Source organism: Brevundimonas sp. 01N35 (assembly GCF_056399785.1).
In genome coordinates, this window is record NZ_JBFTRZ010000004.1 from 18454 (window position 1) to 43282 (window position 24829).

29 protein-coding genes are annotated in these 24829 nt (G+C 68.2%); 21 read left to right on the forward strand and 8 right to left on the reverse strand.

Annotated elements, in window-relative coordinates; translation table 11 throughout:
* Nucleotides 1–29: 29 nt before the first annotated feature.
* From AC1DJ5_RS04945 to AC1DJ5_RS04955, 3 genes are all read left to right on the forward strand, one after another.
* Entirely contained in the window at nt 30–2135 is a 2106-nt protein-coding gene (locus AC1DJ5_RS04945) for a S9 family peptidase (RefSeq protein ID WP_477019869.1), read from the forward strand.
* Nucleotides 2136–2255: 120 nt separating this feature from the next.
* Entirely contained in the window at nt 2256–3119 is an 864-nt protein-coding gene (locus AC1DJ5_RS04950; RefSeq protein ID WP_477019870.1) for an alpha/beta hydrolase, read from the forward strand.
* An 86-nt stretch (nt 3120–3205) separates the two neighbouring features.
* Nucleotides 3206–4651 (forward strand): AMP nucleosidase, encoded by a 1446-nt coding sequence (locus AC1DJ5_RS04955; protein WP_441454407.1) that lies wholly within the window; start codon nt 3206–3208, stop codon nt 4649–4651.
* 78 nt (nt 4652–4729) lie between these two features.
* On the opposite strand, the gene AC1DJ5_RS04960 is transcribed toward AC1DJ5_RS04955, so the two are convergent.
* Entirely contained in the window at nt 4730–5476 is a 747-nt protein-coding gene (locus tag AC1DJ5_RS04960) for an SAM-dependent methyltransferase (protein ID WP_477019871.1), read from the reverse strand.
* A gap of 101 nt (nt 5477–5577) precedes the next feature.
* Between AC1DJ5_RS04960 and AC1DJ5_RS04965 the strand changes: the two genes are divergently transcribed.
* From AC1DJ5_RS04965 to AC1DJ5_RS04980, 4 genes are read left to right on the forward strand one after another with little or no spacing between them, the layout of a single operon-like run.
* Nucleotides 5578–6204 (forward strand): hypothetical protein, encoded by a 627-nt coding sequence (locus AC1DJ5_RS04965; protein WP_441454405.1) that lies wholly within the window; start codon nt 5578–5580, stop codon nt 6202–6204.
* Between the two features lie 2 nt (nt 6205–6206).
* On the forward strand, nt 6207–6524 hold the full coding sequence (locus tag AC1DJ5_RS04970; RefSeq protein WP_441454404.1) for a winged helix-turn-helix domain-containing protein: 318 nt from the start codon (nt 6207–6209) through the stop codon (nt 6522–6524).
* A 42-nt stretch (nt 6525–6566) separates the two neighbouring features.
* Nucleotides 6567–7343 carry a tyrosine-protein phosphatase gene (locus AC1DJ5_RS04975; protein ID WP_441454403.1) on the forward strand — a complete coding sequence of 259 codons (777 nt, stop codon included), beginning with the start codon at nt 6567–6569 and terminating at the stop codon, nt 7341–7343.
* Complete coding sequence (locus AC1DJ5_RS04980; RefSeq protein ID WP_477019872.1) at nt 7340–8662, forward strand: anthranilate synthase component I family protein; 1323 nt, start codon at nt 7340–7342, stop codon at nt 8660–8662. Before AC1DJ5_RS04975 ends, AC1DJ5_RS04980 begins: the two co-directional genes overlap by 4 nt.
* On the opposite strand, the gene AC1DJ5_RS04985 is transcribed toward AC1DJ5_RS04980, so the two are convergent.
* Genes AC1DJ5_RS04985 through AC1DJ5_RS04995 form a run of 3 tightly spaced genes read right to left on the reverse strand, consistent with a single transcriptional unit; the run spans nt 8659 to nt 10181 of the window.
* Entirely contained in the window at nt 8659–9216 is a 558-nt protein-coding gene (locus tag AC1DJ5_RS04985; RefSeq protein ID WP_441454401.1) for a TadE/TadG family type IV pilus assembly protein, read from the reverse strand. The two genes, AC1DJ5_RS04980 and AC1DJ5_RS04985, sit on opposite strands and share 4 nt — an antisense overlap.
* Nucleotides 9213–9764 (reverse strand): TadE/TadG family type IV pilus assembly protein, encoded by a 552-nt coding sequence (locus AC1DJ5_RS04990; protein WP_441454400.1) that lies wholly within the window; start codon nt 9762–9764, stop codon nt 9213–9215. Before AC1DJ5_RS04990 ends, AC1DJ5_RS04985 begins: the two co-directional genes overlap by 4 nt.
* Nucleotides 9765–9767: 3 nt before the next feature.
* Nucleotides 9768–10181: a pilus assembly protein N-terminal domain-containing protein gene (locus tag AC1DJ5_RS04995; protein ID WP_477019873.1), complete on the reverse strand. Its 414-nt coding sequence runs from the start codon at nt 10179–10181 to the stop codon at nt 9768–9770.
* A 284-nt stretch (nt 10182–10465) separates the two neighbouring features.
* Here AC1DJ5_RS04995 and AC1DJ5_RS05000 point away from each other — a divergent pair, with 284 nt between their 5' ends.
* The 9 genes from AC1DJ5_RS05000 (at nt 10466) to AC1DJ5_RS05040 (ending at nt 19729) form a co-directional block, all read left to right on the forward strand.
* Complete coding sequence (locus AC1DJ5_RS05000; protein WP_477019874.1) at nt 10466–10630, forward strand: Flp family type IVb pilin; 165 nt, start codon at nt 10466–10468, stop codon at nt 10628–10630.
* Between the two features lie 117 nt (nt 10631–10747).
* Nucleotides 10748–11260 carry an A24 family peptidase gene (locus tag AC1DJ5_RS05005; protein WP_477019875.1) on the forward strand — a complete coding sequence of 171 codons (513 nt, stop codon included), beginning with the start codon at nt 10748–10750 and terminating at the stop codon, nt 11258–11260.
* Nucleotides 11261–11364: 104 nt separating this feature from the next.
* The gene (gene cpaB / locus AC1DJ5_RS05010; protein WP_477019876.1) at nt 11365–12318 is read left to right on the forward strand and encodes a Flp pilus assembly protein CpaB; all 954 of its coding nucleotides are present in this window, start codon (nt 11365–11367) and stop codon (nt 12316–12318) included.
* Nucleotides 12319–12329: 11 nt separating this feature from the next.
* Nucleotides 12330–13871, forward strand: a complete 1542-nt coding sequence (locus tag AC1DJ5_RS05015; RefSeq protein ID WP_441454396.1) for a type II and III secretion system protein family protein — start codon at nt 12330–12332, stop codon at nt 13869–13871.
* A gap of 5 nt (nt 13872–13876) precedes the next feature.
* Complete coding sequence (locus AC1DJ5_RS05020; RefSeq protein ID WP_441454395.1) at nt 13877–14569, forward strand: CpaD family pilus assembly protein; 693 nt, start codon at nt 13877–13879, stop codon at nt 14567–14569.
* Between the two features lie 5 nt (nt 14570–14574).
* A complete protein-coding gene (locus AC1DJ5_RS05025; RefSeq protein ID WP_477019877.1) occupies nt 14575–16161 on the forward strand; it encodes a CpaE/TadZ family protein in 1587 nt (528 codons plus the stop codon).
* 4 nt (nt 16162–16165) lie between these two features.
* On the forward strand, nt 16166–17740 hold the full coding sequence (locus AC1DJ5_RS05030) for a CpaF family protein (RefSeq protein WP_477019878.1): 1575 nt from the start codon (nt 16166–16168) through the stop codon (nt 17738–17740).
* An 8-nt stretch (nt 17741–17748) separates the two neighbouring features.
* On the forward strand, nt 17749–18723 hold the full coding sequence (locus AC1DJ5_RS05035) for a type II secretion system F family protein (protein WP_477019879.1): 975 nt from the start codon (nt 17749–17751) through the stop codon (nt 18721–18723).
* A gap of 13 nt (nt 18724–18736) precedes the next feature.
* Nucleotides 18737–19729: a type II secretion system F family protein gene (locus tag AC1DJ5_RS05040; protein ID WP_477019880.1), complete on the forward strand. Its 993-nt coding sequence runs from the start codon at nt 18737–18739 to the stop codon at nt 19727–19729.
* Nucleotides 19730–19759: 30 nt separating this feature from the next.
* Here the strand turns inward: AC1DJ5_RS05040 and AC1DJ5_RS05045 are convergent, their stop codons facing one another.
* Both AC1DJ5_RS05045 and AC1DJ5_RS05050 read right to left on the reverse strand, forming a co-directional pair.
* A complete protein-coding gene (locus AC1DJ5_RS05045) occupies nt 19760–20191 on the reverse strand; it encodes an SRPBCC family protein (protein ID WP_477019881.1) in 432 nt (143 codons plus the stop codon).
* Between the two features lie 29 nt (nt 20192–20220).
* Nucleotides 20221–20595, reverse strand: a complete 375-nt coding sequence (locus AC1DJ5_RS05050; RefSeq protein ID WP_477019882.1) for a hypothetical protein — start codon at nt 20593–20595, stop codon at nt 20221–20223.
* A 152-nt stretch (nt 20596–20747) separates the two neighbouring features.
* Here AC1DJ5_RS05050 and AC1DJ5_RS05055 point away from each other — a divergent pair, with 152 nt between their 5' ends.
* Genes AC1DJ5_RS05055 through AC1DJ5_RS05065 form a run of 3 tightly spaced genes read left to right on the forward strand, consistent with a single transcriptional unit; the run spans nt 20748 to nt 21469 of the window.
* The gene (locus AC1DJ5_RS05055) at nt 20748–20891 is read left to right on the forward strand and encodes a hypothetical protein (RefSeq protein WP_477019883.1); all 144 of its coding nucleotides are present in this window, start codon (nt 20748–20750) and stop codon (nt 20889–20891) included.
* A gap of 29 nt (nt 20892–20920) precedes the next feature.
* Nucleotides 20921–21262 (forward strand): RidA family protein, encoded by a 342-nt coding sequence (locus tag AC1DJ5_RS05060; RefSeq protein ID WP_477019884.1) that lies wholly within the window; start codon nt 20921–20923, stop codon nt 21260–21262.
* 3 nt (nt 21263–21265) lie between these two features.
* On the forward strand, nt 21266–21469 hold the full coding sequence (locus tag AC1DJ5_RS05065) for a hypothetical protein (protein WP_477019885.1): 204 nt from the start codon (nt 21266–21268) through the stop codon (nt 21467–21469).
* Here AC1DJ5_RS05065 and dapE read toward each other — a convergent pair.
* Nucleotides 21466–22659: a succinyl-diaminopimelate desuccinylase gene (gene dapE, locus AC1DJ5_RS05070; protein ID WP_477019886.1), complete on the reverse strand. Its 1194-nt coding sequence runs from the start codon at nt 22657–22659 to the stop codon at nt 21466–21468. The genes AC1DJ5_RS05065 and dapE overlap by 4 nt on opposite strands.
* A 48-nt stretch (nt 22660–22707) precedes the next feature.
* On the opposite strand from dapE, the gene AC1DJ5_RS05075 reads away from it, so the two are divergent.
* Complete coding sequence (locus AC1DJ5_RS05075; RefSeq protein WP_441454384.1) at nt 22708–23184, forward strand: cupin domain-containing protein; 477 nt, start codon at nt 22708–22710, stop codon at nt 23182–23184.
* Between the two features lie 47 nt (nt 23185–23231).
* Nucleotides 23232–24485 carry an MFS transporter gene (locus tag AC1DJ5_RS05080; protein ID WP_441454439.1) on the forward strand — a complete coding sequence of 418 codons (1254 nt, stop codon included), beginning with the start codon at nt 23232–23234 and terminating at the stop codon, nt 24483–24485.
* Between the two features lie 30 nt (nt 24486–24515).
* On the opposite strand, the gene AC1DJ5_RS05085 is transcribed toward AC1DJ5_RS05080, so the two are convergent.
* Nucleotides 24516–24815 (reverse strand): hypothetical protein, encoded by a 300-nt coding sequence (locus AC1DJ5_RS05085; RefSeq protein ID WP_477019887.1) that lies wholly within the window; start codon nt 24813–24815, stop codon nt 24516–24518.
* Between the last annotated feature and the right edge of the window lie 14 nt (nt 24816–24829).

Sequence of the window (24829 nt, forward strand, 5' to 3'; positions counted from 1 at the left end):
TTTCGCGAAGCCCGAGAGGATCATCGCCCATGCGCCACCTGCCCCATCTTCTGAGCGGCCTCAGCGCCGTCGCCCTGCTCACGGCTTCGGCCCTGCCGGCGCTGGCCGAGGCGCCCGTTGCCCCGGCGGCGGCTTCGATCCAGGCGTCGAAAGCCTTCACCTATCAGGACATGATCTCGGCCAACCGGCTGGGCGATCCGCAGGTGTCGCCGGACGGCGATTGGGTGGTCTATTCCCTGACCCAGACCGACGTGGCGGCCAACAAGCGCGCCAGCGCCCTCTACATCCTGAGCCTGAAAGGCGAGGGCCAGCCGCAGAAGTTGGCGATTTCCGAGGGCGGCGCCAACACCGCGCGCTGGGGCGCGGACGGCAAGCTCTACTTCCTGTCGGGCCGTTCGGGTTCGAGCCAGGTCTGGGTCTCGGCCGACAAGGGCGCGACGGCGACCCAGGTCACCAGCCTGCCGACCGACGTCAACGCCTATCGCGTCAACGATGCGGGCGATGCGGTGGCCGTGTCGCTGGCCGTCTATCCCGAAGCGCCCGACCTGAACGCCTCGGTCGAGCGCGCCAAGGCCGCCGCCGAGGTCAAGTCGACCGGTCAGGTCTATGACCGCATGTTCGTGCGCCACTGGGATACGTGGAGCGACCACACCCAGAACCACCTGTTCGTTCAGGCCATCGGCGCCGACGGCAAGGCGGGCGGCGCTCCGGTCTGGGTGACCAAGGGCTTCGACGGCGACACCCCCTCCAAGCCGTTCGGCGACGAGAGCGAGTTCGTCTTCGCCCCCGACGGCCGGTCGCTGGTCTTCTCCGCGCGCAAGGCCGGGAACAGCGAACCGTGGAGCACCAATTTCGACCTCTACAGCGTCGCCGTCTCGGCGCCGGGTCAACTGACCAATCTGACCGAGGCCAACCCCGCCTGGGACACCGGCCCGGTCTTCTCGCCGGACGGCAAGACCCTGGCCTATCGCGCCATGGCCCGCCCGGGCTTCGAGGCGGACAAGTATTCGATCTTCCTGCGCGACACTGCCACCGGCCAGACGCGCCAGATCGCGGCCAACTGGGACCGCTCGGCCGATGCCCTGCAATGGTCGAAGGACGGCAAGACGCTTTACACGACCGCCGGCGACGTCGGTCAGACCCGTCTGTTCGCCATCGACGCGCGCAACGGCGTGGTGGTTCCGATCACGGGCGAGGGCCACGTCGGCGCCTTCGCCCAGACGCCGTCGGGCTTCGTCTACGCGCAGGACACCCTGACCTCGCCCGCCGACCTCTTCTTCAAGACCTATCGCGGTCGCGAGATGCCGCGTCGCCTGACCAACGTGAACCCGCAGCTGGCGTCCAAGGCCTTCGGCGCGGCCGAGCAGTTCAGCTTCCCCGGCTGGAACAATGAGACGGTCCACGGCTACGTCATCAAGCCGGCCGACTATGTCGAAGGTCAGAAATATCCCGTCGCCTTCCTGATCCATGGCGGGCCGCAGGGGTCGTTCGGCAACTCCTGGTCCTACCGCTGGAACCCCGAGACCTATGCCGGCGCGGGCTATGCGGTGGTGATGATCGATTTCCACGGCTCGACCGGCTACGGCCAGGAATTCACCGATGCGATCAGCCAGCACTGGGGCGACCGCCCGCTGGAAGATCTGCAGAAGGGCTGGGCCGCGGCTCAGGAGAAGTATTCCTTCCTGGACGGGAATAACGCCTGCGCCCTGGGCGCCTCCTACGGCGGCTATATGATCAACTGGATCGCCGGCAACTGGTCCGACGCGTTCAAATGCCTGGTCAACCATGACGGCGTCTTCGACACCTTCGGCATGGGTTATTCGACCGAGGAGCTGTGGTTCACCGAGTGGGAATACGGCGGCACGCCGTGGGAAAACCCGGAGGGCTATCAGAAGTTCAACCCGGCCAACCACGTGCAGAACTGGAAGACGCCGATGATGGTGGTCCAGGGCGACCTCGACTACCGCATCCCGACGGCCCAGGGCCTGTCGACCTACACCGCCCTGCAACGTCGCGGCATCGACAGCCGACTGGTCTTCTTCCCCAACGAGAACCACTGGGTGCTGAAGCCGGCCAACAGCCTGCAATGGCACAATGAGGTCTTCGGCTGGCTGGACAAGCATCTGGCCAAGTAGGGCCAAGGGCGAAACGAACGAGGGGCGCGGCCAGCCAAGGCCGCGCCCCTTTTTCATGCGTGGTTGGCGCGGGATGAAGCTTCGCCTTGATCCAGGACGGGGGCTGGGGCGTAGTGGGGCATGACCCGAAGAGGCCTGTTCGCTCCCCTGATCGGCGCTGTCGCCGCCGCCTGTTCGCCATTGTCGGCGCTGAACGCCCTGGGACCGCGCGACCGGGGTGCGGGAAAGGTCGCCTCGGGCGTTCGCTACGGCGAGGACCCACGCCAGACGATGGACGTCTATGCGCCGGCGGGGGCCGCCATAGGAGGGATGAGCCTGCCGACGGTGGTCTTCTTCTACGGCGGCGGTTGGAATTCGGGGTCGAAGGCCGTCTATGGCTGGGCGGCCCAGGCGCTGGCGGCCTGCGGCTTCGTGGTCTTCCTGCCCGACTACCGGGTCGTGCCGCAGGTCCATTTCCCCGCCTTCATCGAGGATGCGGGAGCGGCGACCGCGCGCGCCGGCGATCTGGCGGCGCAGTATGGCGGGGACGCCGGGCGGCTGGGCGTGCTGGGCCATTCGGCGGGGGCGCATCTGGCCATGATGATCGCGCTGGACCGGCGCTACATGGCCGCCGTCGAGCGCCCCGACCTGATCCGGGCGGCGGCGGGGCTGGCGGGGCCTTATGACTTCCTGCCGTTCGACGTGCCCGCCTCGAAGGCCGCCTTCGGCCGGGCGCTCGATCCGACCCTGACCCAACCCGTGACCTTCGTGCGCGCCGACGCCCCGCCGCTGTGGCTGGGGCATGGGGCGGCCGACACGGTGGTTCATGCCGAGGACACGACCATCCTGAACGACCGGATGAGGGCCGTCGGCGGCAGGGCGGAAGCCAAGCTCTATCCCGGGCTCGACCACGCCGACCTGATCGCGACCTTCTCGCCGTTGTTCAGGAAAAAGGCGCCGGTGCTGGACGACGTGGCGGCCTTCTTCCGTCGCGAACTGGGCTGAGGACGTCCGCCGCGCTTGCGGTCAACAGTCGTGTCCTCGTGTTTCGCCCGTCTCGCCAAGGTCACGCTTTTCCGCTAGAGGAAGTCATGACAGACAAGATGACCCCCCAGGCGGCGCTGGACCGCCTCGAAACCCTCTACAATCAATCCGTCGCCAATCTGCGCAGCGCAGTGAAGCGTTTTATCGAGACCGGCGAGCGCGCCGATCCCGAAGCCAGGGCCGCCGGCCTGTTCGCCTATCCCCGACTGACCGTCAGCTGGTTCGGCGACCGTCCGCAGGATCTGGCGACGCGCGCCTTCGCCCGCCTGTCGCGCACCGGCGTCTATACGACCACCATCACCCGTCCCGACCTGTTCCGGCCCTATCTGCTGGAGCAGCTGAGCCTGCTGGTCGCCGAATACGGCGCGACCCTGACGGTCGAGCCCTCGGATCAGGAGATTCCCTTCCCCTATGTGCTGGACGGTTCGGGCGTGGCGCTGGACGGCACCATGACGGCCTCCATCGCCCGCTGGTTCCCGACCACGGATCTGGCCCATATCGGCGACGAGATCTCGGACGGCCTGTTCGAGCCGGGCGAGGACTTCCCCCTGGCCCAGTTCGACGGCCTGCGCACCGACTTCTCGCTGGCGCGGCTGCGTCACTACACAGGCACGCCGGTCGAGGACGTTCAGAGCTACGTCCTGTTCACCAACTATCACCGCTACGTCGACGAGTTCGTGCGCTGGGCCTGCGCCCAACTGGCCGACCCGAACAGCGCCTATGAGACCCTGTCCTGCGCCGGCGGCGTGGTCATCACCCGCGACACGCCCAATCCGGAGGTCGCCATCATGGACGCGGCCTGGCGCCGACATCAAATGCCCGCCTACCACCTGACGGCGCCGGGCGGGACGGGCATCACCCTGGTCAACATCGGGGTGGGGCCGTCGAACGCCAAGACCATCTGTGACCACCTGGCCGTCACCCGGCCGCACGCCTGGATGATGATCGGCCACTGCGGCGGCCTGCGCGCCAGCCAGACTATCGGCGACTATGTCCTGGCTCATGCCTATCTGCGCGACGACCATGTTCTGGACGCCGTCCTGCCGTCGGACATTCCGATCCCGAACATCGCCGAGGTGCAACGCGCCCTCTACGACGCCACCAAACAGGTGTCCGGCGCGCCGGGCGAAGAGGTCAAGAAGCGGCTGCGCACCGGCACCGTCGTCACCACCGACGACCGCAACTGGGAGTTGCGCTATTCCAAGTCGGCCCTGCGCTTCAACCAGAGCCGGGCCGTGGCCATCGACATGGAATCGGCCACGATCGCGGCCCAGGGCTACCGCTTCCGCGTGCCCTACGGGACGCTGCTGTGTGTCTCGGACAAGCCGCTGCACGGCGAGATCAAACTGCCGGGCCAGGCCAATCGCTTCTACGAAGGCTCGATTTCGGAACACCTGCAGATCGGCATCCAGGCGGTCGACCTGCTGCGGGCCGAGGGCGCCAAGCTGCACTCGCGCAAGCTGCGCGCCTTCGACGAGCCGCCTTTCCGGTAAGCAGGCCTACCGCGCTTCGCGCTACTTGAGGCCGGTCTGAGCGCGGTTCTCCCTCCCCTTCATGGGGAGGGAAAGGCGTCAGCCCTTCCGGAACAGGTAGAGACCGAAGCCCAGATGCGGCGCGCCGAAGTCGAACATCAGCTTTACCCGTGCCGCGGTCGCCGAGACCGAGGGGGCGTCCGGGTGGTCCGGATGAGCGTCCAGCCAGTCGGCGATCGCCCTTTCCATCGCCGTGCGATAGGTCGCCCATTCGGTTTCGTCGCTGATCTCTGCCGAGACGACCTCCAGCCCCGCCGCGCGGGCGGCGGCTTGCAGGGCGTCGTGGCTGACGTAGTAGCCGCCGGTCTCGACCAGCTGGCGCAGGGGCGCGGGCGGTTCGTCCTTCCAGAACAGGTCGCCCCACAGCAGCGCGCCGCCCGTCGTCAGATGCTCGGTCAGGGCCGCGAAGACGGCGGCGGGCTCGCGCAGGCCCTTGCCCGCCGGTTCCGTCGAGCCGATGGCGACGATCAGGTCGAGAGCGGGGAGGGCGGCCAGGGCCTGGGCCGAGGTTTCGCGCCGCACCCGGATCCGGTCCGACAGGCCTGCGGCCTGGATGCGCGCCTCTGCCCCCTCGGCCATGACCGGGTCCAGTTCGACCGCCGTCACGCGCGCGTCGAAGGCGCGGGCGAGACGGATGGACACCTCGCCATAGGCGCAGCCGATGTCCATGACGGTGGCGTCCGGCGCAAGGCCGGCGCGCCGCACGGTCGCCTCCAGCCGGTCCATAGACAGGGCGTTGCAGACGGCCAACGGTTGATAGGCGATATGATGAAAGGCGACGCGCATGGCCAAGGCCTAGAATGGGTCGCGCGGCCTGTCTCAGAAAAAGTACTTTACATAATAAAGTTCTTGGCTCACTGTCCCATCAACAGGCAGGGAGAGACGCCATGACCCGCGACCAAGTGCAGTCCGTCCACGACGACATCGCCTATATGAAGGCCCTGGCCCAGGAGGGGCGGCAGGCCCCGTTGCTGGGCGGGTCGATCCTGATTTCCGCCGGCCTGATCTTCGGTCTGGCCTCGATCTTCGCCTACGGCATCGACAGCGGGATCATCGCTGTCGCGCCTGTCGCCTATGCGATCCTGTGGGGCGGGGCCATGCTGGCCTTCTTCGCCGTGCTAATGTGGCAGATTCGCAGGTCCTGCTATAAGCCCGGAGCGAAATCGGCGGCCAATCGCGCCGCCAGCGCTGGATGGATGGGGGTCGGTCTGGGGGTCTTCGTCATGTCGCTGTCGATGGCGGTGATCGGCTGGAAGACACACAGCGCGATCCCGTCGCTGATCTTCCCCTCGCTGATCTTCGCCCTCTACGGTTCGGGCTGGGCGGTGTCGGCGACCATGAGCGACCAGAAATGGCAGTGGAAGCTGGCCATCGCCTGCTGGATCGCGGCGCCCCTGATCGCCTTCCTGAGCGGCAGTCCGTTGATGTGGCTGGCCTATGCGGCGGGACTGTTCCTGTTCGCCCTGCTGCCCGGCGTCCTGCTGGTGCGTCAGGAACCGTCGGAGGTGATCTGACCATGGCCCCTTCGGATACGGTGGACGCTTTCGACATCGGCCGCATCGACGAGGTCATCCACGGGCGGGTGCGCCTGGGGATCATGGCCTATCTGTCGGGCGTCGGGACCGCCGATTTCAACGAACTGAAGACCCGGCTGCAGACGACGGACGGCAATCTGTCCGTCCATCTGAGAAAACTGGAGGAGGCGGGCTTCGTCGAAGTCTCCAAGAGCTTTCAGGGCCGCAAGCCCCTGACGCGGGCGACCATGACCGAGGCGGGGCGCGACGCCTTCGTCGCCTATCTGGACGCCATGTCCGGTCTGGTCGGCGCCCGTTAGCGCCGTTAGCGTCTGGACCTGAATAGGCTAAGGAAGGCGGTCATGAACGACCGCCTTCTGCCGTTTCAGGCCCTCGATAATTTCCGCGACTATGGCGACTACGCTGTCGGTGAGGGCCGCGTGGCGCGGGGGCGGCTCTATCGCTCGGCGCATCAGGCGCGGGCGACCGAGGCCGACCTGGAGCGGCTGGCGGCGCTGAACATCGCCACGGTGGTCGATCTGCGCCGCCCTAGCGAACGGCGCGACCAGCCCTCGCGGCGACCGGCGAACTGGGTCGGTCAGGTGATCGAGAGCGACCACGACGACGGCGGCGAGGCCCCCCACGTCACCTTCCTGAAGACCGCCGACCTGACCGAGATCTCGGGCCGCGCCTTTATGGCCGACACCTATCGCCGCCTGCCGTTCGAGCCGGCCCACCTCGACCTGTTCCGCCGCTATTTCCGCGCCCTGGCCGAGGGCGAGGGGGCGGTTCTGATCCACTGCGCGGCGGGCAAGGATCGCACCGGTCTGCTGGCGGCCCTGACCCACAGCCTGCTGGGTGTATCGCGCGACGACCTGATCGCCGACTATCTGCTGACCAATATCGCCGTCGATCTGGAGGGGCGGGCCGAGGGCATTGCGAAGAAGCTGACCGAGATGACCGGTCGTCCGGCCTCGCGCGGGGCCGTCGTCGCCTTCCTCGGCGTCGAGGCCGACTATCTGGACGGCGCTTTCGGCGCGATCACGCAGGCGCAGGGGTCGATCGCGGCCTATCTGGAGCAGACCTTGGGCGTGGACGCCGCCCTGGCCGAGCGCATCCGGGCGCGGCTGACGGCATGAGCCTGCCGGTCGTCCACGTCGAACGCCTGGCGTGGCGCGAGCCGCTGGCCGTGGCGGCGGGAATGAATCGACGCGAGGGGGCGCTGGCGCTGCTGGCCGGAGCGGGCGATGCGACCGCGCACGGCGGGCGCTGGTCCTTCGTCGCCTGCGAGCCGGATAGAGTTCAGATAGGGCCCGTGGAGGACGCGGCGCTCTTCGACGCCCTGCGCGACCCGGCGTTCGCAGGCGGCGGCGTGGTCGGGCTGATGAGCTATGACGCCGGGGCGCGACCGGCGACGGGGCGGCGGGCCGAGATCTGGCCCGACCTGATGCTGGCCCGCTATCCGGCCCTGCTGGCCTTCGATCATGCGGCGCGAGAGGTTCGGGCCGTCGGCCGGGGCGCGGACGCCGCCGGGGCCGAGGCGCAGGTGCGGCGCGCGGCGGCCTGGCTGGCGGCGGCGGTCGCGCCGTCGGTCCCCTCAGCGCCCGCCGCCGCCTTCGACGGCGAGGCGCCGCCTGACGTCTATGAAACCGCCGTGGCCGAGGTGACGACGCGGATCGCGGCGGGCGAACTGTTCCAGGCCAATATCGCGCGCGCCTGGAGCGGGCGGCTGTCGGCCGGGCGCGATCCGTTCGAGGTCTTCCTGCGGCTGTCGGTCGAGCGGGGCGCGGCCTACGGCGCCTTCTGGCGGTTGGGCGAGCGGGCGCTGGTGTCCAACTCGCCGGAGCTGTTCCTGACCTTTGATCCTGCGTCGGGCCGGATCGAGACGCGGCCGATCAAGGGGACGCGGCCGCGCCTCCCGGACCCGGCGCGCGACGCCGAATTGGCCGCAGACCTGGTCGCCAGCGCCAAGGACCGGGCCGAGAACCTGATGATCGTCGATTTGATGCGCAACGATCTGGCGCGGGCGGCGGCGCCCGGCTCGGTGCGGGTCGAGCGGTTGTTCGACGTCGAGAGCCACCCGACGGTGCATCATCTGGTCTCGACGGTGACGGCGACGGCGGCGCCGGGCGTCCATGCGGCCGAGGTGCTGGAGGCGACCTTCCCGCCGGGCTCGATCACCGGCGCGCCCAAGCATCAGGCCATGAAGGTGATCGCGCGCCATGAGCCGCCGCGCGGGCCGTGGTGCGGTTCCCTGTTCGGCCTGGGGTTGGCGGGGGGCGGCGAACTGACGGCCTCGGTGCTGATCCGCACGGCGTCGTTCGAGCAGGACGGGGCGGCCTGGCGCTGGCGGGCCCTGGCGGGGGCGGGCATCGTCGCCGACAGCGACCCCCGGGCCGAACGCGAGGAGACCGACGCCAAGATCCGGGCGCTGAAGGAGGCCCTGGCCGGCCTCTAGCAGTTGGAGCAGGCGACCTTGTCCACCGTCCGCGGCCGTAGATAGTAGCTGCGGCGGAAGTCGATCGGCGTCTTGATGACCTTGGCGAAGGGGGAGGTGTATTTGAACACGGTCTCGCCCAGGATCAGGCTTTCGCCCTTTTCGATCAGGCCGGGCGGCAGGTCGCTGACGACCGAGTTCTTGACCCGGGCGGTCAGGGCCTTGTTGTTGCCCCGGCTCCAGTCGACGCGGGCTGCGCCGTTGGCGTCGATGGTGACGCTGGAGACGCGGATCGACAGAGGCGAGGACGGAAACGGCCGCATGATCATGTCGCCGATGGCGAAGATGCTGGTCAGGTCCTGGGTCGTGGTCGCGTCCGATTGGGCCACCAGGTCGGCGACGATCGAGGCGGTGTGGCTGGCGCGGCGGTTGGCCATATAGCCCTGGCAGCACTCCACCAGACCGAAATAGATCAGCAGCATCAGCGGCGCGATCAGGGCGAACTCGATCGCCGATACGCCGCGCCGGTCGCGCCAGAACCGCTGGATCGCGCTGCGGACGAGGCGGCGGCTCATTGATAGGGCTCGTTGCGGAAGGCCAGGGAAGTGGTCAGCAGCACCTTGTGGTCGGTGGTGTGCGACAGGGCCTGGGCGATGAAGGGGGTGACGATCGGCTGTTCGTACCAGATCCGCACCAGGACGCGATCACCCGGGCCGCCGGGCTGATAGGTGAGCTTGCTCTGGTCGAACACCCCCGAGGCCAGCGGATCGGGCGCGACCGGATTGCTGAAGTTGTCGACCACGCGCACGTCGATGAATGCGCGCGACGGACAGTCGGCGGCGAAGACGCTCATGCGTTCGCACAGCTTCTGTCTGATCTCCGCAGGTTTCAGGGCCTGCTGCTGGGCCTGGCCGGTCCGCACCAGACGTCCAGTGTCGGAGACCGCCGTTTCGACCACGGCGTCGAGCAGAAGCAGCATCCCCACTTCCAGAATGCCGAAGACCAGGATGAAGAAGGGCAGGGCGACCATGGCGAACTCGACCGCCGTGGACCCTTCGCGGGCGCGTTTTCGCCGCCGCAGCAGCGACGGCCGGTCAGGACGGCGAGGAAGCGGCCCGATCATCGATCAGGGCGCCGGTGCGGCCCGCACGCTGGGCGAGCAACTGGTTCCGCAGGCCATGTCCGTGGCCTGGGCCCCGCGCCAGACGCGGACCGCGCCGGCCGAACCGGCGCTGACCACGACCTGGCTCTGGAACAGGGGGCGGCCGATGGCGTCGACGGCGACGATTTCGGTCACCCCATAGCCCTTGCCGGTGATGAACAGGGTGTTGGCGTCGACCACGGTGACGTCGGCGATCCTGGGGTTGGCCACGATGACCGACCCGGCCGGCGCCCTCAACTGCACGCGGGTGGCGTGGTCGATCTCGACGTTCAGCGGGCGCGACTGGCCTTGCGACTGGGCTTGTACGGCGACGGCGGCGCAGAGCGCGACCAGGGCGGAGGCGCAGCCGACGGCGAGCCTCTTGAAGGTCCTGGGCATGGGCGGCGGCTCCGAATGAATGAATGGGCGCGCGCGAGCGCTAGGCGTGAAACCTCGCGCTGAAAGATCAAGAAATCCTGAAGGGGCGCCGAAAGGGCTGATATTGGGATAAATCTATAGTAAACAGCTCAGTAACCATCAAAAAAGCGAAGCAGCTCTCGTCATTTTACTCGCCCTTAATGATCCTGGTCGCATTGTCGCCATGCAAACGGGGGTCAAGCGGGCAAAACCGGTGACCCTGGTGATGGAACTGTTGCTCGCTTAGACAAAGAAGGAAGATATTCATGCGTAACTTCATCAAGAACTTCGCCAACGACGAATCCGGCGCCACGGCCATTGAATACGGCCTGATCGCGGCCCTGATCGCCGTCGCCATCGTCGCCGTCCTGACCACCCTCGGCCCGAAGCTGGCCAGCGTGTTCGCCACGGTGGAAGCCAAGCTGCCTTAAGTCCGACAGCAAGGTTCAAAAATCGAGGCCGGAACGGAAACGTTCCGGCCTTTTTTGTCTGGACGTCGAGAGGCCGCGGAAACTCGGCCTTAAAGGTTGCCGCCGCAGGGTGATGCCATGACCGAGCTCTCTCTTGTCCTGCTGAGCATCCTGCCCGTGCTGGTGATCGTGGCGGGGCTGCACGATCTGACCACGATGAAGATTCCGAACTGGATCTCGGGTCTGCTGATCCTCGGCTTCTTGCCGGCGGCCTTGGCCACGGGTCTGCCGCTGACGGACATGGCGACGGCGCTCGGGGTCGGCGTGGCGGCGCTGTTCGTCGGCATGGGAATGTTCGCGTTGCGCTGGATCGGCGGCGGGGACGCCAAGCTGATGGCGGCGGCCAGTCTGTGGCTGGGCCTTGCCGGAATCGCGCCCTTCCTGCTGTTCACGGCCCTGGTCGGCGGCGGCCTCTGCCTGCTGCTGATGTCGGTTCGCGCCCAGTTTCAGGTCTTCGCCTTGAACGCGCCCGGATGGGTCGCGCGGCTGATGCAGCCCAAGGGCGATATTCCTTATGGCGTGGCCATCGCCATCGGCGCCCTGCTGGCCTATCCGTCGAGCCCTCTGGTCCAGGCCTTCGTCGGCGCCTGACGCCCGCTCCGGCTTAGGGGCGCGTTAACCGGCCGGCCTCATGGTCGTTAACGGCAGAGGGCGAAGAACGGAATCCGCGTCGCCGCTCAAGCCGGAGACCGTCGATGAAGCCCGCCAAGATCGCCGTCATCTGTATCGCCGCCGTTTCGGCCGTCGGCCTAGCTCTGGTCGTGCGCGCCATGGGGTCCTCGTCCGGGGCTCCGGCCGCGAGCGCCGTGGCCGCCGTCGAGACCCGCCCCATGGCCAAGGTCCTGGTCGCCGCCAAGGATCTGGAGCCGGGACGCCGTCTGACCGACGGCGACCTGAGCTGGAAAGACTGGCCGATCGACGAACTCAATCCCGTCTTCATCACCGACGGCACCGTGCCGGTTCCCGCCGCGCCATCGGCTGAGGCGCCCGCCGAGGCCAAGCCCGCCGCCGCCAAACCGGCCGCCAAGGTCGAAGGCGCCGCCGCACGCGTGACCCGCGCCGCGACCGATCTGGCGACCGGCGGGGCCAAGGCCGACTATATCGGCGCGGTCGTCCGTGAACCCATTCTGGCCGGCGAACCCATCGTCGGCCGTAAGATCGTCCGCGCTGGCGACAGCGGCTATATGGCCGCCTATCTGGAGCCGGGCATGAGGGCCATGGCCATCCGCGTCACGGTCGAGACCGCCGCCGGGGGCTTCATCCTGCCGGGCGACCGGGTCGACGTGTTGCTGACCCGCGAGGTCAAGCTGCCGGCGGGCGCGACCGGCGGCGAGACGTCGAAATTCGTCGCCGCCACCGTGATGCAGAACGTCAAGGTTCTGGCCGTCGACCAGAACACCCGCGCCGCCGAGAACGAGCAGGCCGTGGTCGGCGCAACCGCCACGCTCGAGGTCAGCGGCCGTGACGCCGAGACCCTGGCCCTGGCCAAGTCCGAAGGCGACCTGTCGCTGGTGCTGCGCTCCTACGCCGACACCGCCGGACCGTCGGGCCGCGTCCCGGGCGCGGTCCACCGTGGAAATGCCGCCGCTGCGGGCGGCGTCGTGCGCGTCTATCGCGAAGGCCAGGCAGAGGCGGTCGCGGTCCCATGAGGAAACCAGGCATGAATCGTTTGATCGCGGCGGCCTGCGCCTCCCTGATCGCTCTGGGCGGAGCCGCCTCGGCGCCGCTGGCCCAGACTCGCGCTGCCGTTTCTACGGGCGCGGCCCCCCAGTTGGTCAACCTGCCGCGCGGCACCTCCTTCGCGGTTGATCTGCCGGCCGACGCGCGCGACGTGATCGTGTCGAACCCGCTGGTGGCCGAGGCCATGCTGCATTCGCCGCGCCGCATCACCGTGATCGGGATCGCCCCGGGCGAGACCGACGCCGTCTTCCTGGACGCCGCCGGCCGCACCATCCTGGCCCTTCGCGTGCGCGTCGACGCGGGAACCAGCGCCCTTCAGGACACGCTGAGCCGTGTCACGCCAGGGTCGAACGTTCGCGCCGAAGCGGTCAACGACAGCATCATCCTGACCGGAACCGCCGCCAGCCCGGCCGAGGCCCAGCGCGCCGCCCAGGTGGCCCGCGCCTTCGTCTCGGCGCCCGAGAAGGTGGTCAACATGATCAGCGTCACGGGCTCCGACCAGGTGACGCTGAAGGTCCGCGTGGTCGAGGTGCAGCGCAGCGCCATCAAGCAACTGGGCTTTGACACCCAGGCGGTGATCGGCCGGGTCGGCGACACCCAGTGGCTGCTGGGCAACGCCGCTACCTGGGGCGTCAACGGGTCGCTTCTCGGCGGGATCACCGGCGGGGTGTCGCGCGACACGACCAAGAATTTCCAGATGCAAGCCCCCTGCGGCGGGGGCTTCCCCGCAGACGCCCTGTGCCCCCACACGGTTCACGGCGGCGCCCCAGGCGATCCGTCGAACTGGGACACCGCCCAGCCCGGCACCGGCCCCGGCTCGGACGGACTGAACAAGGGCAACGCCACGATCAAGGCGTTCGAGCGCGTCGGCCTGATCCGCACCCTGGCCGAACCCAACCTGACGTCGGTCAACGGCGAGGCGGCCAGCTTCCTGGCCGGCGGCGAATTCCCCACGCCCTCCGGCCGTGACCGCGAAGGCCAGATCTCGGTCGAATACAAGCCTTTCGGCGTCGGCCTGTCGTTCCGGCCGGTGGTGCTGAGCGGCGGCCGTATCTCGCTGCAGGTCAAGGTCGAGGTTTCCGAACTGACGCCTCAGGGCGGGCTGACCATCGGCGCGGGCACCCCGTCGTCGATCAGCCTGCCGGGCCTGTCGGTGCGCCGCAGCGAGAACACAGTCGAAATCCCCTCGGGCGGTTCGATGATGATCGCGGGTCTGCTGCAGGAAACGACGCGGCAGACGGTCGATTCCCTGCCGGGGATGACCAATCTGCCGGTGCTGGGCCAGTTGTTCCGGTCGCGCGACTATCTGATGGGCGAGACCGAACTGGTCGTGATCGTCGAAGCCTATATCGTCAGCCCCACTTCGCCGGGCCGGATGCAGACGCCCGCCGACGGCCTGCGCATCGCCGATGACGCCCATACCATCTTCTTCGGCCAACTGAACCAGGCCTATGGCTCGCCCGCCCCGACCGCCCAGCCGGGCGCCGGATGGCAGGGGCCGGTCGGCTATGTGATCGAGTGAACGTCATGACCCGTTCCGCCAAATCCATCCTGTGCCTGACGTCAGCCCTGGCGTTGGGCGGCGTGCTTCTGGCCGGTTGCGTCGGCGGCCCCGCCAGCCTGGGGGGCGAGCCGCCGCTGAACCCGGCCTCGCGCTACAGTCTTCAGGTCGAGCCGGGTCTGGACCGCATCGCCCTGGCCGTGCACGAGACGGGCCTGTCGGCGAACCAGCGGGCGGCGCTGGCCGACCTGGTCAGCCGCTTCGCCATCCAGGGCGCGCCGGCCCTGGTGGTCGAGGCCCCGGCCGGCGGCGATCCGGTCGCGACCGAGGCGGCCTGGCGCGTCAAGGCCGCGCTGGAGGCGGCGGGCGCGCCCGCCCGCATGATCCGTGTCGTCAGCTACGCCGGGCCGGACCCGCGCGCGCCGATCCTGGCCGGGTTCGAGACCCTGCACGCCGTCGTGCCGCAGTGCGGAACCCGGTGGGGCAGCCTCAGCCGCACCGGCGACAACCAGTCAGCCGCGAACTTCGGCTGCGCCGTCACCGCCAATCTGGCGGCCCAGATCGCCGATCCCCGCGACATCGTTTCGCCGCGCGCCATGACCCCGGCCGACGCCCAGCGCCGGTCGGTGGTGTTCGACCATTATGGCAAGGGCGAGCGGACGGCTGCGGCCCGCGAAGAATTGGTGTCTGGGATGCGCACTTCCCGCGCCGTGGATTGATGGACATGACCAAGCCCCTCGCCGCTCAGGATTTCGACGCCCTGGACACGTTCGACATGGACGACGAGTTCATCGACGCCGCCGCCGGCCCGGCGAACGAACCGTTGCAGTTCACGCCTGCGTCTTACGCGCCCGCCGAGACGCCCCCGTCGACCCTCGACGACAGCTACAACCCGGTCGGGCGTCTGGTCGCCGAAACCGAGACGGCGGTCGCCGCTGTCGTGTCCGCCATGCCTGCCCCCAAGACGCCTGACGACCTCGCCCCCGCCTATCCGATCGACGAGCCGACGGCCCCGTCCGCTTCTCTGGCGGCCTATGAGCCGGCCAGCCTGCCGATCGCCTCGAACGCCGGGGTCGAGGTGTCGATCCCGCGCATCGCCGTTCACGTCTTCGCCGAGCGTCAGGACACCTTGGCGTCGGCCGAGCGCGCCGGTCAGGACCGCCGCATGGCGCGCGCTACGACCCAGATCCGCATCGGCGGGGTCGCCGCCGCCATCGAGGCCTATCAGTCCGAGCCGACGCCGCCGCTGATCGTCGTCGAAAGCATGAAGGACCCCCAGACCCTGCTCTGGGAGATCGACCAACTGGCCGAGGTCTGCGACGCCGGCACCAAGGTGGTGATCATCGGCGCCACCAACGACATCCTGCTGTTCCGCGAGCTGATGCGGCGCGGCGTCAGCGAATATCTGGTCGCCCCAGTGCAGCCGCTGCAGTTGATCTCGGCCATCGGCGGCCTGTTCGCCGATCCGGCCCAGCCCTTCATCGGCCGCTCGATCGCCTTCGTCGGCGCGCGCGGCGGGGCCGGGGCTTCGGCCGTGGCCCACAATACCGCCTATGCGATGAGCGAGCGGATCGGCCTCAACACCGTCATCGTCGACTACGACCTGCCCTTCGGCACCGCCGGTCTGGACTTCAATCAGGACCCGCTGGGCGGCGTCGCCGACGCCCTGAGCCAGCCTGACCGTCTGGACGCGACCCTGCTGGACCGGATGATGGTCCGCTGCACCGACAAGCTGAGCCTGTTCGCCGCGCCAGCCAGCCTGGAGACCGACTGGGAGATCGGACCCGACGCCTTCGAGGAAGTGACCAGCCGCATCCGCTCCACGGCGCCCTTCGTGGTGCTGGACCTGCCGCACCTGTGGTCGGGCTGGATGCGTAAGACCCTGATTTCGGCCGACGAGGTTGTGGTCGTGGCGACGCCCGATCTGGCGTCTCTGCGCAACGCCAAGAACATGATCGACCTGATCAGGCAGGCGCGGCCCAACGACGCCCCGCCGCGTCTGGTGCTGAATCAGGTCGGCGTGCCGGGCCGTCCCGAAATCCCGGCCAAGGATTTTGGCGCCGCTCTGGGCCTCCACCCGAGCCTGATCATCCCCTTCGACGCCAAGGTGTTCGGCGCGGCCGCCAACAACGGCCAGATGATCGTGGACTCCGGGGCCAAGAGCAAGGCAGCCGAGGCGTTCGAGACTCTGGCCCAGATCGTGTCGCGTCGCGAACTGCCGGCGGTCCCTGTGAAGGGCAAGACGCCGTCCGGCGCTTCGGCCAAGAAGGGCGGCTCTCTCTTCGCCTCCCTGTTCAGCAAGAAGCACTGAGGCCATGTTCGGCAAGCGCACCGCCCAACCCGGCGTCGCGGTCGCCCCGCGACCCGCTCCGGCGCCTCAGCCGGCTGCGGCGGACCTGCGCGCGCTTGATCCCGTCGACGCCTTCCCGATCGAGGAACTGGAAGCGGACGCCGCACCGACGTCGGCCGCAGCGGACCGGCTGGACGCCCTGGCCGCGCGCCCGCGTCCCGAGGCGGCGGCCCCGACCCCCGGCGGTCCGGCCAAGGGGCCGCGCGCCACGCCCGGCCTGGAGCAGTTGAAGAAGGCTCAGGCGGTCGCCGAGATCGTCCGCGAACAGTCCGACTATTATCACGCGACGAAGACGACGATCTTCAATGCGCTGATGAACACCATCGACCTGTCGCAGCTGGCCCAGCTGGACACCAAGGCGGCGTCCGAGGAAATCCGCGACATCGTCGCCGAACTGGTGGCGATCAAGAACGTCTCCATGTCGGTGGTAGAGCAGGAGCATCTGGTCCAGGACATCGTCAACGACGTCCTCGGCTACGGCCCGCTGGAGCCGCTGCTGGCCCGCGACGACATCGCCGACATCATGGTCAACGGCGCCGGCCGGGTCTTCATCGAAGTCGGCGGCAAGGTGCAACTGACCAATGTCCGCTTCCGCGACAACACCCAGCTGATGAACATCTGCCAGCGGATCGTGTCGCAGGTCGGCCGTCGCGTCGACGAAAGCAGCCCCATCTGCGACGCCCGTCTGCCGGACGGGTCGCGCGTCAACGTCATCGCCCCGCCCCTGGCCATCGACGGCCCGACGCTGACGATCCGGAAGTTCAAGAAAGACAAGCTGACGATGAAGAACCTGGTGGAGTACGCCTCCATCAGTCCCGAGGGCGCGCGCGTCCTGGGCGTCATCGGCGCTTCGCGATGCAATCTGGTCATTTCGGGCGGCACGGGTTCCGGCAAGACGACCCTGCTCAACACCCTGACGGCCTTCATCGATCCGACCGAGCGCGTCATCACCTGCGAGGACGCCGCCGAACTGCAGTTGCAACAGCCGCACGTCGTGCGTCTGGAAACCCGCCCGCCGAACCTGGAAGGCCAGGGCCAGATCACCATGCGCGATCTGGTCAAGAACTGCCTGCGGATGCGTCCCGAACGCATCATCGTCGGCGAGGTCCGGGGGCCGGAGGCGTTCGACCTGCTGCAGGCCATGAACACCGGCCACGACGGCTCGATGGGCACGCTGCACGCCAACTCCCCGCGCGAAGCCATCAGCCGGATGGAGTCGATGATCACCATGGGCGGCTATGGCCTGCCCTCGCGGACGATCCGCGAGATGATCGTCGGCTCGGTCGACGTCATCGTTCAGGCGGCGCGTCTGCGCGACGGTTCGCGCCGCATCACCCACATCACCGAGGTGGTGGGGCTGGAAGGCGACGTGATCGTGACCCAGGACCTGTTCGTCTACGAAATCACAGGTGAGGACGCCCACGGCAAGATCACCGGCCGTCACCGTTCGACCGGCATCGCGCGTCCGCGCTTCTGGGATCGCGCGCGCTACTACGGCCTCGAGCGCGAACTGGCCGAAGCGCTGGACGCGGCGGAGTAACGACAGCGATGCTCCCGATTCTTGCGGCCTTCCTGGCCTTCATCACCATCGGCGGCGTGGGCTGGGCCCTGGTCAGCGGCGACGACGGCTCAGCCCAGGCGGTCAAGCGCGCCAAAACCATCGGCGCGGCGCGGGCGGAAACGTCCAACAAGCGCGCCGCCGTGACCAATACGCCCGAGGCGCGCCGCAAACAGATCATGCAGCAGTTGCAGGAGGTCGATCGCCGCGACCGCAAGGCCCGCATGACCATGAGCGCCAAGCTCAAGCAGGCCGACCTGTCGATCAGCCTGCGCACCTTCATCATCATCAGCGTCGTCTTGGGCGTCGTCGGCGCCCTGATGGCCTTGCTGCTCCACCTCAACCCGGTGCTTTCCCTGGGGATCGGCGTGGCCATGGGTCTGGGCCTGCCGCGTTGGGTGGTGGGGATGAAGGGCAAGAAGCGGATGAAGCAGTTCTCGCTCGCCTTCGCCGATGCGGTCGACATCCTAGTCCGGGGGATCAAGACCGGCCTGCCGGTCCACGACTGCTTCAAGATCATCGCTCGCGAGAGCCCGCAGCCCCTGGCCGGCGAGTTTCAGCTGCTGATCGAGGGACTGGGCGTCGGGATGACGCTCGCCGAGGCGCTGGACAAGATGTTCGAGCGGATGCCGGTTCCCGAGCTGAAGTTCTTCGCCATCGTCATCGCCATCCAGCAGAAGAGCGGCGGCAACCTGGCCGAGGCCCTGGGCAACCTCACCACGGTCCTTCGCGCGCGGCGCATGATGGGTGAGAAGATCAAGGCCATGTCGTCGGAGGCCATCGCCTCGGCCGGCATCATCGGCTCGTTGCCGCCAGTGGTCATGATCCTAGTGATGATCTCCAGCCCGGCCTACATGATGCTGCTGTTCACGGACATGCGCGGTCAGGTGATGCTGCTGGGTTCGGCGATCTGGATGGGCTGCGGCATCTTCATGATGAAGCGCATGATCTCGTTCAAGTTCTGAGGGGGAGGGGATCATGAACAGCTTCATGCACTTCATCACCGACTTGCAAAACCTGCTGAGCATCGGCGTGGGGATCGCCGTCTTCGCCAGCGTCCTGACCATGCTGGGCTCCTTCATGGGCGGCGAGCGGCTGGACAAGCGGATGAAGGCGGTGGCCGAGCGCCGCGAAGAGCTGAAGCGCCGCTCGCGCCAGGCGATGAAGGGCGGGGCGGCCGGTTCGACCACGGGCACGCTGCGTCACTCCGACGGGGGGTTCAAGAAACGCGTCGTCGAACGCCTGAACCTGACCAAGCTGCTGGAAGATCCCAAGGTCGCCGAGAACATGGCCCAGGCCGGGTTCCGCGGCCCGCGTCCCCTGACCACCTTCTACTTCTTCCGCTTCACCACGCCCTTCATCTTCATGGTGTTGACGGGGATCTACCTGTTTGCGGTCAATGATTTCGGCTTCAACCTGACGCTGAAGCTCTGCGCCCTGGTGTTCGCGGCGGCGGCGGGCTTCTACGCCCCGAACCTCTATGTGCAGAACCGCATCGCCTCGCGGCGTCAGTCGATCGTCGCGGCCTTCCCCGACTCGCTGGACCTGCTGCTGATCTGCGTCGAATCCGGCATGTCGATCGAGGCGGCGATCCAGAAGGTCAGTCAGGAGGTCGGCAGCCAGTCGATCGAGCTGGCCGAGGAACTGAGCCTGCTGTCGGCTGAACTGTCCTACCTGCCTGATCGGCGCATGGCCTATGACGGCATGGCCAAGCGGACCAACCATCCGGGCATCCGGGCCGTGGCCACCGCCATGACCCAGGCCGAGACCTACGGCACGCCGCTGGGCAACGCCCTGCGGGTGATGGCCAAGGAAAACCGCGACCTGCGTCTGGCCGCTGCCGAGAAGAAGGCTGCGGCCCTGCCGGCCAAGCTGACCGTGCCGATGATCGTCTTCTTCCTGCCGGTGCTGTTCGTCGTCATCCTGGGGCCGGCGATCATCAACATTCAGGACATGATGAAGGGCGGCTGATCCGCCGCCGCAAAATCGGGTCGTGTCGCGTCAGCCCTCGGCGGCGCGGCGCAGCGCCTCGCCGATCCCTTCATAGGCGGCGCGGATGGTCGGACGGTGCTTGTCGTGGAACAGTTCGCCGCGCAGGCCGGTGAAGATGACGCCGTTGGAGACGATGCAGCTGCCGCGGTCCAGTTCCTCGATCTCATAGTAGCGGATGGCGTTGAACAACCAGCCGCGCTTCTCGGCCCAGACCAGCTGCGAATAGGGCTGCCAGTCGCCGATGCGGGCCTGGACCTGACGTTCGACCATGCCGGGCAGGGACTCGGTCAGGTTGATGCTCCCGCCGAAGGCCAGGGCGCCGGTCACGCCGGTTTCATAGGGATTCCAGCTGTGCCAGTTCTCGAGATCGCTGAGGATCTCCCAGATGCGGTCCGACGGCGCTCGCACGCCGATACGCTTCTCGATACGGGTCGTGTCCATGGATTTGCCTCTGACACGGCTTTTGGACTTTAGGAAGTCGTCTCGATCGGATCGGCGTTCGCAAGAGGCGGCTTGAGCCGTCGTCCGTCCTCCAGACCAAGCCTTGCCTTGACCTCGAACAGGTCGGCGCCGGCGGGCACGATCAGCAGTTCCTCGGGGCGACGGGCGTTGACCGCGACCACGGCGTTCTTGGGACAGACATCGAAACAGTCGGCGCCGACGACGGCCAGATCGGCCTTGCGCCCCTTGCCCGCGTGCAGATAGCGGCGAAGCGCTTTCTTCAGCGTCTGGTCGCCATCGGGACCGAAGCCGCCATCCAGCTTCTTGGAGCATTTGCGGCACACCAGAACCACCTCGTTCCAGCGGGTTTTCGAGACCTTGAAAGATTTCGGCGGCTTGCTCATGCCGCCTGAGGATCGGTGTTCTCGACGGCTTGTACAAGCGGCGCCTGTCTGCGCTACAGGAACTTCACAAACGGCCCGACGAAACTGATTGTTTCTGTTTATCAAAGGGTAAGCGTGAGGGCGCATCCTTCTCTTCTGACGAGGGTCTGTCGATGTCGCGTCTGCCGATCAATCTGCCGTCCGCCAGGCCGGGGCGTTCCGGGCGCGGTCCCGTGCGCGTCCTGTTGGTCTTCTGCCTGTCGTTCGCGGCGGTCTTCGCCGCCGCCCTGCTGGCGATGGAGATGATGCTGGGCTAAGGCGGTCGCTCGATTTCAGGAGCGCGCCCATGATCACCCGCATCCAGCCCAACCCTCGCATGAGCGAAGCCGTGATCCACGGGAACACCGTCTATCTGGCCGGGCAGGTCGGCGAGCCGGGCGACGATGTCACAGCCCAGACCCGCATGGCCCTGACCGAGATCGACGCCCTGTTGGCGCAGGCCGGAAGCGACAAGTCCAAGATTCTGAGCGCCACCATCTGGCTGGCGGATATCGCCGACTTCGAGGCCATGAACGCGGTGTGGGACGCCTGGGTCGATCCGGCCAACCCGCCCGCCCGCGCCACCAGCGAGGCGAAGCTGGCGACGCCCGACTATCGGGTCGAGATCATCGTCGTGGCGGCGCACTGAGCCATGTCAAAGGAAAGCGAACTGGAGCGGTTCAAGGCGACCCGCGTCACCGCCCTCTTCCGCCTCGACCTGATCGAGAAGGGCGCGCAACTGACCTATGAGGACGGCACGCCCGTCGACATGGCCTCGGAAGCCCAGCGGCTGAAGGATCAGGTCGCCGACATGGATCGCCGCATCGCTCGGCTGGAGGCGGCGGGCGAAGCCTAGACCGCCAGCCGCGCCAACACCGTCCCGATCACCCGTTGATAGGCGTCGGCCAGGGCGCGCAGCTCGGCCTCGGGCACGCGCTCGTCGATCTGGTGCATGGTCTGGCCGACCAGGCCCAGCTCCAGCACCGGGCACAGGGCGCGGATGAAGCGGGCGTCCGAGGTGCCGCCGGTGGTCGAGGCGACGGGACGGCGGCCGATTTCGGCCTCGACCGCGTCCTGTACCGCCGTGACGAAGGGGCCGGGTTTGGTCAGGAAGGCCTCGCCCGAGCACAGGTGCTCCAGTTCGATGCGTAGGCCTGTGGCCGCCTGCATCTCGCCCGCCTCGCGGTTCAGCCAGTCGCTGAGGCTGTCGCCGGTATGGCTCGGGTTGAAACGGATGTTCAACCGGGCCCTGGCCTCGGCCGGGATGATGTTGGTCGCCGGATTGCCCACGTCGATGGTGGTGATCTCGAGGTTGGAGGGCGGGAACTCCGGATAGCCGTCGTCGAGGACGTGGGCGTCCAGTCGAGCCAGCAGCCGGGCGATCACCGGCGCCGGGTTCGCGGCGCGGTCGGGATAGGCGACGTGGCCCTGCTTGCCGTGGACGGTGATCCAGGTGTTCAGCGAGCCGCGCCGCCCGACCTTGATCATGTCGCCGAGGTGGTGGGCTGAGGAGGGTTCGCCGACGACGCAGGCGTCGATGACTTCGCCCTCGGCGGCCAGGGCTTCGACCACCCGCTTGGTGCCGTGCAGGGCCGGGCCTTCCTCGTCGCCGGTGATCAGGAAGGAGAGGGAGCCGGGCACGTCGCCTTCCGCGAGGATGCGCGAGACGGCGGCGACCCAGGCGGCGATGCCGCCCTTCATGTCCACGGCGCCGCGGCCGTAGAGGACGCCGTCGCGGGTCTCGCCCTCGAAGGGGGCGGCGGTCCAGGCGGCGACGTCGCCGGTCGGCACCACGTCGGTGTGGCCCGCGAAGCAGAGGTTGGGCGAGGCCGCGCCGCGCCGGGCGTAGAGGTTCTCGATCCGGGCGTCGCGGCCCACGCGCGTCGGCCCCTCGAACACCATGCGACGGCAGGTGAAGCCGAGGCCGGTCAGGGTCCGCTCCAGCACGTCCATGGCCCCTTCGTCGGCGGGCGTGACGGAGGGAATGCGGATCAGGTCGCGGGTCAGTTCGACAGGATCAATGACGGAATGTGATGCGGCGCTCATGGGCTCTATGCTTTAGGCATATCCCGCATCCGCGAGAAGGCCCGAACCGTGCCGAAGATCGACATCGAAACCGCGCCCACCGGGCATGGAACCGGATACCCGGACGAATTCGCCGGTCCGTGCAAGCCGCGCCGCCGCTGGCGGCTGGGCGACGCGGTCGGTCTGGACCAGTTCGGGGTCAACCTGCTGCGCCTACCCACCGGGGCCTGGTCCAGCCAGCGTCACTGGCACGCCGCCGAGGACGAGTTCGTCTGGGTGGTCGAGGGCGAGGTGGTTCTGGTCGAAGAGGACGGCGAGACCGTGCTGGTCGCCGGCGACTGCGCCGGCTTCAAGGCGGGCGTGCCCAACGGCCACAAGATCGAGAACCGCAGCGACCGTGAGGCGGTCTTGCTGGAGGTCGGATCGCGCCGCCCGGCCGAGGACGCCTGCGACTATCCCGACATCGACATGATCCTGCCGAAGGGCGCCGACCGCTACTTCCACCGCGACGGAACCCCCTATCCGAAGACGCCCCGAAGAACGTGACGACCGACAGCATAGACACCGCCCCGACGGTTCCGCCCCAGCCGCCCTTGCCGCCCGAGACCCATGACGGGGGTCCGTCCAGCCCGTGGGGGCTGCGGGATTTCCGCCTGCTGTGGCTGGGCCGGGTGGCGGCGGTCCTGGGCATCCAGATCCAGTCCTCGGCCCTGTTGTGGCAGGTCTATGAGATCGCCCGACGCGATCATCCGATCGCCGAGGCCAGCCTCTATCTGGGTCTGGTGGGGTTGTGCCAGTTCCTGCCGCTGCTGGCCTTCACCCTGCCCGCCGGGGCCATGGCCGACCGGCGCGACCGCAAGCACACCGTGACCCTGTCCATCGTGGTGGAGAGCCTGTGCGCGCTCGCCTTCCTCGCCATGGCGATCCATGGCGCGCCGCCGTTGTGGGGCCTGCTGGCGGTGGCCGCCGTCTTCGGCGCGGCGCGGGCCTTCCTCGCCCCGGCCAGTCAGGCCTTCCTGCCGATGGTGGTGGGGCGCAAGGCTCTGCCGCCGGCCATCGCGGCCCAGTCCATCGCCTTCCAGACCGGGGCCATCGCCGGCCCGGCCCTGGGCGGGGTGATCGTGGGGATGGCGGTGCCTTTGGCCTACGCCTCGGCCATGGCGCTGTTCTTCGTCGCCATCGCCTGCTTCGTGCTGATCCGCACCTCGGGCAAGCCGAAATTCGTCGAGACGGGCGTGGGGCCGCTGGAGCTGGTCAAGGAAGGTCTGGCCTATGTCTGGAAGACCAAGATCGTTCTGGGCGCCATTTCGCTGGATCTGGTCGTGGTGCTGCTGGCGGGCGTGGCCCTGCTGACGCCGATCTTCGCGCGCGACATCCTGCACGTGGGGCCGCAGGGCTTCGGATTGCTGCGCGCCTCGTTCGGGGTCGGGGCCCTGCTGATGGCCCTCTATCTCAGCCGTTTCCCCATCCGCCGCCACGGCGGGCGCTGGATGTTCGCGGCGGTGGCCGTGTTCGGCGTCTGCACCCTGGCCTTCGGCCTGTCCAAGAGCGTCTGGCTGTCGGGCGCGGTCCTCTTCGTCGGCGGGGCCGCCGACATGATCAGCGTCAATATCCGCCAGACCCTGATCCAGCTGGCCACGCCCGATCACATGCGCGGCCGGGTGTCGTCGGTCTCCATGCTGTTCATCGGCGCCTCCAACGAACTGGGCGAGGCCTATTCCGGCGTCATGGTGCGCCTGCTCGGCCCCATCGGGGCGGCGGTGTTCGGCGGCGTGGGCGCGCTGGCTGCGACCGGAATCTGGGCCAGGGCCTTCCCCAGTCTGAGGAAGGCGAACAAGCTGACCTGACCGTTTCGGTCAGGACGGGTCAGTGTCGGGTCAGTGTCGGGTCGGAGCGGGGTGGGCCGGGGCCGCGCCGGCATGGCCTTCGCGGGCGGCGTCGGTCGGTTTGCCTTCCAGCTTGTTTTCGACCTTTGCGGCGCCGGTCTCGACGGCGTGCGCCGCCTTTTCGGCGCCGGTTTCGACCGCATTGCCCGTCTCAGCTGCGGCGTTGGAGGCCTTCTCGCCAGCGGCCTTGGCGTGGCTCTCGGCCTTCTTCTGGTCGGCCTGGGTGCAGGCGGCGGCGCCCAGGGTCAGGACGGCGACGGCGGCGACGGCGCTTAGGGTGCGGATGGACATGACGGCCTCTCGAT

What these genes read in the sequence shown, in the direction of transcription:
- AC1DJ5_RS04945 (WP_477019869.1), top strand. Translation starts at nt 30, where the DNA reads ATGCGCCACCTGCCCCATCTTCTGAGCGGCCTCAGCGCCGTCGCCCTG.
- AC1DJ5_RS04950 (WP_477019870.1), top strand. Translation starts at nt 2,256, where the DNA reads ATGACCCGAAGAGGCCTGTTCGCTCCCCTGATCGGCGCTGTCGCCGCC.
- AC1DJ5_RS04955 (WP_441454407.1), top strand. Translation starts at nt 3,206, where the DNA reads ATGACAGACAAGATGACCCCCCAGGCGGCGCTGGACCGCCTCGAAACC.
- AC1DJ5_RS04960 (WP_477019871.1), bottom strand. Translation starts at nt 5,476, where the DNA reads ATGCGCGTCGCCTTTCATCATATCGCCTATCAACCGTTGGCCGTCTGC.
- AC1DJ5_RS04965 (WP_441454405.1), top strand. Translation starts at nt 5,578, where the DNA reads ATGACCCGCGACCAAGTGCAGTCCGTCCACGACGACATCGCCTATATG.
- AC1DJ5_RS04970 (WP_441454404.1), top strand. Translation starts at nt 6,207, where the DNA reads ATGGCCCCTTCGGATACGGTGGACGCTTTCGACATCGGCCGCATCGAC.
- AC1DJ5_RS04975 (WP_441454403.1), top strand. Translation starts at nt 6,567, where the DNA reads ATGAACGACCGCCTTCTGCCGTTTCAGGCCCTCGATAATTTCCGCGAC.
- AC1DJ5_RS04980 (WP_477019872.1), top strand. Translation starts at nt 7,340, where the DNA reads ATGAGCCTGCCGGTCGTCCACGTCGAACGCCTGGCGTGGCGCGAGCCG.
- AC1DJ5_RS04985 (WP_441454401.1), bottom strand. Translation starts at nt 9,216, where the DNA reads ATGAGCCGCCGCCTCGTCCGCAGCGCGATCCAGCGGTTCTGGCGCGAC.
- AC1DJ5_RS04990 (WP_441454400.1), bottom strand. Translation starts at nt 9,764, where the DNA reads ATGATCGGGCCGCTTCCTCGCCGTCCTGACCGGCCGTCGCTGCTGCGG.
- AC1DJ5_RS04995 (WP_477019873.1), bottom strand. Translation starts at nt 10,181, where the DNA reads ATGCCCAGGACCTTCAAGAGGCTCGCCGTCGGCTGCGCCTCCGCCCTG.
- AC1DJ5_RS05000 (WP_477019874.1), top strand. Translation starts at nt 10,466, where the DNA reads ATGCGTAACTTCATCAAGAACTTCGCCAACGACGAATCCGGCGCCACG.
- AC1DJ5_RS05005 (WP_477019875.1), top strand. Translation starts at nt 10,748, where the DNA reads ATGACCGAGCTCTCTCTTGTCCTGCTGAGCATCCTGCCCGTGCTGGTG.
- cpaB (WP_477019876.1), top strand. Translation starts at nt 11,365, where the DNA reads ATGAAGCCCGCCAAGATCGCCGTCATCTGTATCGCCGCCGTTTCGGCC.
- AC1DJ5_RS05015 (WP_441454396.1), top strand. Translation starts at nt 12,330, where the DNA reads ATGAATCGTTTGATCGCGGCGGCCTGCGCCTCCCTGATCGCTCTGGGC.
- AC1DJ5_RS05020 (WP_441454395.1), top strand. Translation starts at nt 13,877, where the DNA reads ATGACCCGTTCCGCCAAATCCATCCTGTGCCTGACGTCAGCCCTGGCG.
- AC1DJ5_RS05025 (WP_477019877.1), top strand. Translation starts at nt 14,575, where the DNA reads ATGACCAAGCCCCTCGCCGCTCAGGATTTCGACGCCCTGGACACGTTC.
- AC1DJ5_RS05030 (WP_477019878.1), top strand. Translation starts at nt 16,166, where the DNA reads ATGTTCGGCAAGCGCACCGCCCAACCCGGCGTCGCGGTCGCCCCGCGA.
- AC1DJ5_RS05035 (WP_477019879.1), top strand. Translation starts at nt 17,749, where the DNA reads ATGCTCCCGATTCTTGCGGCCTTCCTGGCCTTCATCACCATCGGCGGC.
- AC1DJ5_RS05040 (WP_477019880.1), top strand. Translation starts at nt 18,737, where the DNA reads ATGAACAGCTTCATGCACTTCATCACCGACTTGCAAAACCTGCTGAGC.
- AC1DJ5_RS05045 (WP_477019881.1), bottom strand. Translation starts at nt 20,191, where the DNA reads ATGGACACGACCCGTATCGAGAAGCGTATCGGCGTGCGAGCGCCGTCG.
- AC1DJ5_RS05050 (WP_477019882.1), bottom strand. Translation starts at nt 20,595, where the DNA reads ATGAGCAAGCCGCCGAAATCTTTCAAGGTCTCGAAAACCCGCTGGAAC.
- AC1DJ5_RS05055 (WP_477019883.1), top strand. Translation starts at nt 20,748, where the DNA reads ATGTCGCGTCTGCCGATCAATCTGCCGTCCGCCAGGCCGGGGCGTTCC.
- AC1DJ5_RS05060 (WP_477019884.1), top strand. Translation starts at nt 20,921, where the DNA reads ATGATCACCCGCATCCAGCCCAACCCTCGCATGAGCGAAGCCGTGATC.
- AC1DJ5_RS05065 (WP_477019885.1), top strand. Translation starts at nt 21,266, where the DNA reads ATGTCAAAGGAAAGCGAACTGGAGCGGTTCAAGGCGACCCGCGTCACC.
- dapE (WP_477019886.1), bottom strand. Translation starts at nt 22,659, where the DNA reads ATGAGCGCCGCATCACATTCCGTCATTGATCCTGTCGAACTGACCCGC.
- AC1DJ5_RS05085 (WP_477019887.1), bottom strand. Translation starts at nt 24,815, where the DNA reads ATGTCCATCCGCACCCTAAGCGCCGTCGCCGCCGTCGCCGTCCTGACC.